Below are 8603 nucleotides of genomic sequence, written 5' to 3' on the forward strand. Positions count from 1 at the left end.
GAATGCAGGCTCCCCCGGCGTCAGGCGATGACGGGGCCGACATCGCCAAAATGTTCAATCCACGCTGTAGTGGACTGACAACGTTCCCTTTTTCTGTGAAAGGGAAGCGATCGTGACCGTGCCCAAATCCTTCAGGCTCCGTACATGGGTGCCGCCACAGCCGTAGGCGGGCAGTTCACCGAAACCGATTTCCCGGGCGCCTTCGCGCAACGACGTCAGGCGCGGCAGGTCATGGGCGATCCATTGCTTGATGCCGTGCTGAATCGTCTGCGCATCGACCTCCTGCGCGCTATCAGCCGGCTTGAACTGGACACGTCCTTCATCCGGCCAGTGATGAGCCTTGATCGGCATCCAGCCCATCGCCTGGACGAAGTGGCCAATCAAGTGCCCCGCTGAATGCATGCGTGTGTTGAACCGGCGGCGTTGCTCGTCGACCCGAATCTGGGTCATGCCGAGTTTTACCGGGTGGTCGACAAAATGGATGATCCGGTCCGGATCCTGAACCACGCGCAGCACCTGGCTTTCGCCGATCCAGCCGGTATCCCAGGGTTGCCCGCCGCCTTGGGGATGAAACAGTGTAGCGCGCAGCACTACTGCGAATTCGTTCTCGTAGGGCGTGCAATCCAGGACTTCCACATTGGCCTTGAGGTCATCACTATGGAAAAAGAGGCGAAGCGTCATATTCCATGCCCTTATTAAAGTTTCTTTTTTTATTATATGAACCGTGGAATTGCGTGATAATCCGTTCAATCATCAAAGGACTGTTGCGCTGTGAGCATAAATCTTCCCCTGCCGCTGCTCGGTGAAATGGCGATTTTCGTCAAGGTTGTCGAGACCGGCAGTTTCTCCGAAGCGGCGCGCCAATTAGGCTCTTCTCCCTCGGCGGTAAGTCGCAGCATTTCGCGGCTGGAGAAGGCACTCGCCACGCGGCTGCTGCAACGAACCACGCGCAAGCTGCGCCTGAGTGACGGTGGCGAAGAGGTGTTCAAGCGCTGCCAGGAGATGGTCAGCGCGGCGAAGTCGGTGATGGAAATCAGCGGTCAGTTCACCCATGAAGCGGAAGGGCTGGTGCGCGTCAGCGTACCCAAGGCCGTCGGGCGATTCGTGATTCATCCGCATATGCCGGAATTTCTGCGGCGCTATCCCAAAGTGAATGTGGAGTTGTTGCTTGAGGACCGTCAGGTGGATTTGATCGACGACAACGTCGATCTGGCGATCCGTATTACCGACCGCCCACCCGCAGGGCTGGTGGGGCGCCAGCTGCTGACCATTGATCATTTGCTCTGTGCAACACCGCAGTACCTGGCCGAACACGGCACCCCGACTCATCCCCACGACTTGCTCAACCACAGCTGTATCTATCTGGGCGAAACCCCGAGCGATGCTCGCTGGAAATTCAAGAAAGGCAGCAAAGCCGTGACTGTCGGCGTGCGCGGACGTTATGCCGCCAATCACACGGGCGTGCGACTGGGCGCGGTATTGCAACACATTGGAATCGGCAGCCTGCCGTACTTCACCGCCCGTTATGCGCTGGAACAAGGGCTGATCGTCCAGGTACTGCCGGACTGGACTTTTCTGGCGTCCTACCACGGAGGCGCCTGGCTGCTGCACTCACCAACCCGCTATCTACCGCCCAAGTTACGGGTGTTTATCGACTATCTGGTGGAATGCCTGGAGAAAGAGCCGACCTTGAGCCGGCCGGGCAAGCCGGGTGCGTTGGGCAAGGTCGCGGCAGAGTATGAGTTGCCCGAAAGTGATGGGTTGCTCTGAAGGGCCTCTTCGCGAGCAAGCCCGCTCCCACAGTGGATTTCTGTCGTACACAGAATCTGTGTCTACTGAAGATCAAATGTGGGAGCGGGCTTGCTCGCGAAGACGGCAGCCCAAACACCACATCACTTGGTAATGCCACAAAAAAAGGCCCGCATGAATAACCATGCGGGCCTTTGCATTTGCTGACAGTGGGATCAGTGCTTGCTGTCCTGGTTCGACATCGCCAGCAGCTGTTTTTCCTGATTCCAGTCGAACGGTTCGTCGTTCTGTTCGGCTTCGAAGCGACGCTCTTCAAGGGCCTGGTACAGGTCGATTTCTTCGTCGGACAGGTAGTGCAGGCAGTCGCCGGCGAAGTACCACAGCAGGTCCCGTGGAATCAGGTGGGCGATTTGCGGATAACGGGAAATGACCTGCGTCAGGATGTCCTGGCCCAGGTACTGGCTTTCGATCGGTTCGATCGGCAGTGACGCCAGCAGTTCGTCGAAGCGCTCCAGGAACAAGGCATGGCTTTCTTCGGGAACCTGTTCGGCCTCACCTACGGCGACCAGGATGCTGCGCAGGTGGTCGAGCAAGACGAGATGATCGGCAACGACGTTGGACACGAGATAAGTCCTCAAGAGCAAAACGGGCGCGAGAGTATAAAGCTCCCGCGCCCTTTTTCACATATTAAAGAGTCCCATGCAAGACACAGGGTCCGCCGGATCAGCGGACCTTGCCTTTGGCCAATACCAACTCCTTTGGATCGAAATCATCGACATCGATCACCTTGCGTCGCGCCACTTCTGCCTCTCGCAAGGTCTGGGCTTCAAGCGGTTGCAAGACACCAGCCTCCAGGGCGGCATCGATGGCAGATTCTCCGACAGTGGGTTTGACCTGGCGACTTCTCAGTGCCGTATTGAGTTTTTTCTGTAGCGGCTTGGCAGCGTTCAACAAGTCGCAGGCGTGCTGCAGGGCGCCGACCGAGTCTTCTGGTGATTGCGGGCGATAGCAGCCCCCCAGTAACTCCTCAAGGGTTGGATCGCCCTTGGCGCGGCCGGTGACGGCTGCAACTTCGGCTGCCAGCCTGTCCGACGGGCCTCTGTGGCGACGACCGAACGGGAACACCATCACCCGCAGCAGGCATCCGAGTACCTTGTTCGGGAAGTTGGTCAGCAGTTCGTCCAGCGCACGTTCGGACTGGCCGAGGCTCTCTTCCATGGCCCAGGCGAATAGCGGACGCATATGCTCCGGCGAATCGAGATCGTGATAACGCTTGAGTGCGGCGGAGGCCAGATACAGGTAACTGAGCACATCGCCCAAACGTGCGGACAGCCGTTCGCGGCGTTTCAGTTCGCCGCCCAGCAGCATCATGCTCAGGTCTGCAAGCAGCGCAAAGGCCGCGGCTTGACGGTTGAGGGCGCGGAAATAGCCTTGGCTGAGCTTGTCCCCGGGCACGTGTTCGAAATGCCCGAGGCCGAGGTTCAGCACCAGAGTGCTGGCGGTGTTGCTTACGGCAAAACCAATGTGGTCGAGCAGCAGTGCGTCGAACTCGATCAGTGCCTGTGGTTTGTCTTCGCGGTGGGCGAGGGCCATTTCCTTGAGCACGAACGGATGGCAGCGAATAGCGCCCTGGCCGAAGATCATCAAGTTGCGTGTGAGGATGTTCGCACCTTCGACCGTGACGGAAATGGGTGCACCTTGCCAGCTACGCGCCAGGTAGTTGTTCGGGCCCATGATGATGGCCCTGCCGCCGTGAACATCCATGGCGTGGCTGATGCATTCGCGGCCGCGTTCGGAGAGGTGGTATTTGATAATGGCCGAAGGTACCGACGGCTTTTCACCGAGGTCGACCGCGTTGGCGGTGAGCATCCGTGCGCTGTCCATCAGCCAGGTACTGCCGCCGATCCGCGCCAGTGCTTCCTGAATCCCTTCGAAGGCTGACAGTGGTGCGTTGAATTGTTCGCGAACCTGCGCGTATTGGCCCGTCACCAGACTGGTGAACTTGCCCGCAGCGGTACCGATGGCCGGCAGCGAAATGGAACGCCCGACCGACAGGCAGTTCATCAGCATCATCCAGCCCTCGCCGAGCATCTCCTGACCGCCAATGATGAATTCCAGTGGTACGAATACATCCTTGCCGGAGTTCGGGCCGTTCATGAACGAGGCGCCCAGCGGCAGGTGACGCCGACCGATTTCTACACCGGGGGTCTGGGTTGGAATCAAGGCGAGGCTGATCCCCAGGTCGACTTTGTCGCCCAGTAGATGGTCCGGGTCATAAGCCTTGAACGCCAGGCCGATCAAGGTCGCCACCGGGCCGAGGGTGATGTAGCGTTTTTCCCAGTTCAGACGCAGGCCGAGGGTTTCCTTGCCTTCCCATTCACCTTTGCAGATCACCCCGGTGTCGGTCATCCCGCCGACGTTGGAGCCCGCCATCGGACCCGTCAGGGCAAAGCAGGGGATATCGTCGCCGCGGGCCAGCCGTGGCAGGTAATGATTGCGTTGTTCGTCGGTGCCGTAATGCAGCAGCAGTTCCGCCGGGCCGAGGGAGTTGGGCACCATGACGGTCGAGGCCAGGTCGCCGCTGCGTGTCGCCAGTTTCATCGCTATCTGGGAGTGCGCATAAGCCGAAAAGCCTTTACCACCGTATTCCTTGGGGATGATCAGGGCAAAAAAGCCATGCTGTTTGATGTGATCCCAAGCCTTGGGCGGCAGATCCATCAACTGGCTGATCTGCCAATCGCTGACCATGGCGCAGAGCGCTTCGGTCGGGCCATCGATGAACGCTTGTTCCTCTTCGCTCAGCTGCGCTTTTGGATAGGCCAGCAGCTTGTTCCAGTCCGGGCGGCCGTTGAACAACTCGCCGTCCCACCAGACCGTGCCGGCCTCAATGGCTTCACGTTCGGTTTGCGACATCGGCGGCAGGTTTTTTTGAAACCAGCCGAATATTGGCGCCGTGAAGAGTTTTCGGCGCAGGTCTGGCAGCAACAGGAAAGCGGCCACGACTGCGAGCATCACCCAGAAAATCAGCAGCAGCCAGACGGGCGCATGGCTCGCATGTCTGAAGATGCCCATCGCCAGCAGATAGACAGCGATGATGCCCAAGGCGGGCAGAGGCGCAGTGCGGCGATGTGCGAGGTAGGCAATCCCGACCACCAGAATCAGTATCCACAACAGCAGCATATTCAATTCTCCATGAAGCCAGGGGCAAAACCACTCTCAGAGCTTAGACGGCATCCATAAAAGTGGGTGGTCAGCGCATGAGTCTGAGCGTGTAGGAAGCAACGACTGAAATTCGTCAGTTATTTCGAGGGCGGACGGTTTAACGCTTGTGTAAATAGGGCCGCAAGCGCTGACATTTGGCCGAAACGTCGTTATCTGTGTGCTGAAGCTGTCGCTAGACTCGTGGCTTCCCCCAGGAGATTGTTGCCATGCATGCGTATCTGAGCCCCGGCCGCTTCATCGATAGTGACCATCCCTCGGTGGTGGCGTTCGCCGAAAAACATCGTGGCGCCGGGCGCGATCCGCTCGAACAGGCGATCAATCTCTATTACGCGGTGCGTGAGGCCGTGCGCTACAACCCTTACACCTTCAGTCGCGATCCAGAGACCTTGCGCGGCAGCTATGCGCTGGCGGCAGGGGAGAGTTATTGCGTGCCCAAGGCCACGCTGCTGGCAGGTGCAGCCAGGCATTGCGGGATCCCGGCGCGTATCGGTCTGGCCGATGTGCGCAATCATCTGTCGACGCCACGTCTGCTCCAATTGCTCAAAAGTGATGTGTTCGCCATGCACGGCTACACCGAGTTATATCTGAACGATCGTTGGGTCAAAGCCACCCCAGCGTTCAATCAACAACTCTGTGAACTGTTCAATGTCGCGCCGCTGGAGTTCGACGGGATCAACGACAGCGTGTTCCACCCCTTCAACCGTGACGGCGAGCAGTTGATGGAATATCTGATCGATCACGGCCAGTTCACCGATGTGCCGGAAGCGTTCTTTTTCGAACACCTGGAAAAGTGCTATCCGCACCTGTTCGGCGAGCAATTGCCGGTGCTGCTGGGTGATATGCAGAGCGATTTGAGTCGCGCCTGATCCGGCGTATGCTGCCTGCGCATTCATCCAAAAAGGGGCGGTCATGCTGAAGATCTGGGGTCGGAAAAATTCGTCGAATGTCAGGAAACCGTTGTGGGCGGCCGAAGAACTGGACCTGGCCTATGAAGCCATCGATGCCGGCGGTGCCTTTGGCGTGGTCGATACGCCTGAGTACCGCGCGATGAATCCCAACGGCCGCGTGCCGGTGATCGAAGACGACGGGTTCGTGCTGTGGGAATCCAACACCATCGTCCGTTACCTGATGGCCCGTCATGCCAGCGGTACTGCCTGGTATCCGACAGACCTGCAGGCCCGCGCTTCTGCCGAAAAGTGGATGGACTGGACCACTTCAAGTTTTGCCGCCCCGTTCCGCACGGTGTTCTGGGGCGTGTTGCGCACCCCGGAAGACCAGCAGGACTGGCCGGCCATCAAGGCCGCGATCAAGGAGTGCGACGATCTGCTGTCGATGGCCGATCAAGCGCTGGCGGCCAAACCGTACCTGTCCGGCGATGAGATAGGCATGGGCGACATTCCCTTGGGCAGTTTCATTTATGCCTGGTTCGAGATGCCGATCGAGCGCGCGCCGCAGCCTCATTTGCAGGCCTGGTACGAGCGCCTGAAACAGCGTCCGGCCTATAAGAAGGCGGTCATGACCGCGTTGACTTAATACTCACTATCGACACACTTGACTGTACTTGTGCGGCAGCGACAAGCACCATTGCGCTCGTGCGCCGCGGTTGCATTGCTCGCCGCCCGCCCTTATTTATTCCTTTCTTCCCTTCTTGGTGCGTAATCCGATATGAGTTCCGCTCTGTCCATCCGGCAGCTAACCAAAACCTACGGCAACGGTTTCCAGGCCTTGAGTGGTATCGATCTGGATGTCGCCGAAGGTGACTTTTTCGCCTTGCTCGGCCCCAACGGCGCCGGCAAATCCACGACCATCGGCATTCTCTCGACCCTGGTGAACAAGACCAGCGGGACGGTGAATATCTTCGGTCACGACCTGGACAAGAATCCTGCGCAGCTCAAGCGCTCCATTGGTGTGGTGCCCCAGGAATTCAACTTCAACCAGTTCGAAAAGACGTTCGACATTGTCGTGACCCAGGCCGGTTACTACGGCATCCCGGCGAAAATCGCCAAGGAACGCGCCGAGCAGTACCTGACCCAACTGGGTTTGTGGGACAAGCGCGATGTGCCGTCACGCTCCCTGTCCGGCGGCATGAAGCGCCGACTGATGATCGCCCGCGCGCTGGTTCACGAACCGCGCCTGCTAATCCTCGACGAACCGACGGCGGGGGTGGACATCGAATTGCGTCGCTCGATGTGGACCTTCCTCACCGAACTGAACAAAAAAGGCATCACCATCATCCTCACCACCCACTACCTGGAAGAGGCTGAGCAGTTGTGCCGCAACATCGGCATCATCGACCACGGCACCATTGTCGAGAACACCAGCATGAAGCAGTTGCTCAGCCAACTGCATGTCGAAACCTTCCTGCTGGATATGAAGAACACGTTGCAAGTGGCACCGCAGTTGCTCGGTTACCCGGCCAAACTGCTCGACAGTCATACCCTGGAAGTCCAGGTCGACAAGGCCATGGGCATTACCGCGCTGTTTACTCAATTGGCGCAGCAGAACATCGAAGTGTTGAGCCTGCGTAACAAAACCAATCGCCTCGAGGAGTTGTTCGTGTCCCTGGTGGAGAAGAATCTGTCGAAGGTGGCGGTATGAGTTCCGAGCTGCAACCCAACCTCGTTGCCCTCAATACCATCGTCTACCGTGAGGTCAAGCGCTTCACCCGGATCTGGCCGCAGACCCTGCTGCCGCCAGCCATCACCATGGTTTTGTACTTCGTGATCTTTGGCAATCTGATCGGTCGGCAGATCGGCGACATGGGTGGCTTCACCTACATGGAGTACATCGTGCCGGGGCTGATCATGATGTCGGTGATCACCAACTCCTATGGCAACGTGGTGTCGAGTTTCTTTGGCAGCAAGTTCCAGCGCTCCATCGAAGAATTGATGGTGTCGCCGGTATCCCCGCATACGATTCTGATCGGCTACACCCTGGGCGGTGTGCTGCGCGGCTTGATGGTCGGGATCATCGTGACCCTGCTGTCGCTGTTCTTCACTCAATTGCAGGTGCATCACCTGGGCGTGACCGTTCTGGTGGTGGTGCTGACGGCGACGATCTTCTCGCTGCTGGGCTTCATCAACGCGGTATTTGCGCGCAATTTCGATGATATTTCGATCATTCCGACGTTCGTGCTGACGCCGTTGACGTACCTGGGCGGGGTGTTCTACTCGATCAGTTTGCTGCCACCGTTCTGGCAAACCGTGTCGCTGGCCAACCCGGTGCTGCATATGGTCAACGCTTTCCGTTACGGCATCCTCGGTGTGTCGGATATCAAGATCAGCGTGGCGATCACCTTCATGTTGATAGCGACCGTTGTGCTGTATATCGGTTGTGCGCGGTTGCTGGTGAGTGGGCGCGGGATGCGTACCTGATCAAGACCGTGGCGGGCAAGCCTCGCTCCTAAGGTCTTGTAGGAGCGAGGCTTGCCCGCGAAGGTTGGGTGTCAGGCGATGTGGTTTTTGATGGTGTACATATCCATTGCTCCGGTAACGGCGGCTAACGGTTCCGCTTTTACAGCGGGTCACTTTGGAAAAGCGCCAAAGTAACCAAAGCGCTTTTGCCCCTGTCGTTCGGTGCCTCGCCCAGGCTCGGCATGCCCTCGCTCCGGTCCTGCTCCGTGGGCCCGCCGC

8 protein-coding genes are annotated in these 8603 nt (G+C 58.5%); 5 read left to right on the top strand and 3 right to left on the bottom strand.

From position 1 onward, the window contains the following. Positions 1–54: 54 nt before the first annotated feature. Positions 55–681 carry a hypothetical protein gene (locus tag PMI30_RS07835; protein ID WP_008012461.1) on the bottom strand — a complete coding sequence of 209 codons (627 nt, stop codon included), beginning with the start codon at positions 679–681 and terminating at the stop codon, positions 55–57. 90 nt (positions 682–771) lie between these two features. Between PMI30_RS07835 and PMI30_RS07830 the strand changes: the two genes are divergently transcribed. Continuing rightward, positions 772–1770, top strand: coding sequence for a LysR family transcriptional regulator (locus PMI30_RS07830; protein ID WP_007905215.1), 999 nt, complete (start codon positions 772–774; stop codon positions 1768–1770). A 194-nt stretch (positions 1771–1964) separates the two neighbouring features. On the opposite strand, the gene PMI30_RS07825 is transcribed toward PMI30_RS07830, so the two are convergent. Continuing rightward, a complete protein-coding gene (locus PMI30_RS07825; RefSeq protein WP_008012462.1) occupies positions 1965–2372 on the bottom strand; it encodes a PA2817 family protein in 408 nt (135 codons plus the stop codon). Between the two features lie 100 nt (positions 2373–2472). Continuing rightward, positions 2473–4929 (bottom strand): acyl-CoA dehydrogenase, encoded by a 2457-nt coding sequence (locus PMI30_RS07820; RefSeq protein ID WP_008012465.1) that lies wholly within the window; start codon positions 4927–4929, stop codon positions 2473–2475. Positions 4930–5177: 248 nt separating this feature from the next. Here PMI30_RS07820 and PMI30_RS07815 point away from each other — a divergent pair, with 248 nt between their 5' ends. From PMI30_RS07815 to PMI30_RS07800, 4 genes are all read left to right on the top strand, one after another. Beyond that, entirely contained in the window at positions 5178–5837 is a 660-nt protein-coding gene (locus PMI30_RS07815) for a transglutaminase-like domain-containing protein (RefSeq protein WP_008012468.1), read from the top strand. 43 nt (positions 5838–5880) lie between these two features. Further along, positions 5881–6504, top strand: a complete 624-nt coding sequence (locus PMI30_RS07810) for a glutathione S-transferase family protein (RefSeq protein ID WP_008012471.1) — start codon at positions 5881–5883, stop codon at positions 6502–6504. 132 nt (positions 6505–6636) lie between these two features. Beyond that, positions 6637–7569 carry an ABC transporter ATP-binding protein gene (locus PMI30_RS07805; RefSeq protein WP_008012473.1) on the top strand — a complete coding sequence of 311 codons (933 nt, stop codon included), beginning with the start codon at positions 6637–6639 and terminating at the stop codon, positions 7567–7569. After that, a complete protein-coding gene (locus PMI30_RS07800; RefSeq protein WP_007905224.1) occupies positions 7566–8345 on the top strand; it encodes an ABC transporter permease in 780 nt (259 codons plus the stop codon). The genes PMI30_RS07805 and PMI30_RS07800 overlap by 4 nt, the downstream gene beginning before the upstream one ends. The last annotated feature ends 258 nt before the right edge of the window (positions 8346–8603 follow it).

Origin of the sequence: Pseudomonas sp. GM50, from assembly GCF_000282375.1 — a bacterium.
Lineage (GTDB): Bacteria > Pseudomonadota > Gammaproteobacteria > Pseudomonadales > Pseudomonadaceae > Aquipseudomonas.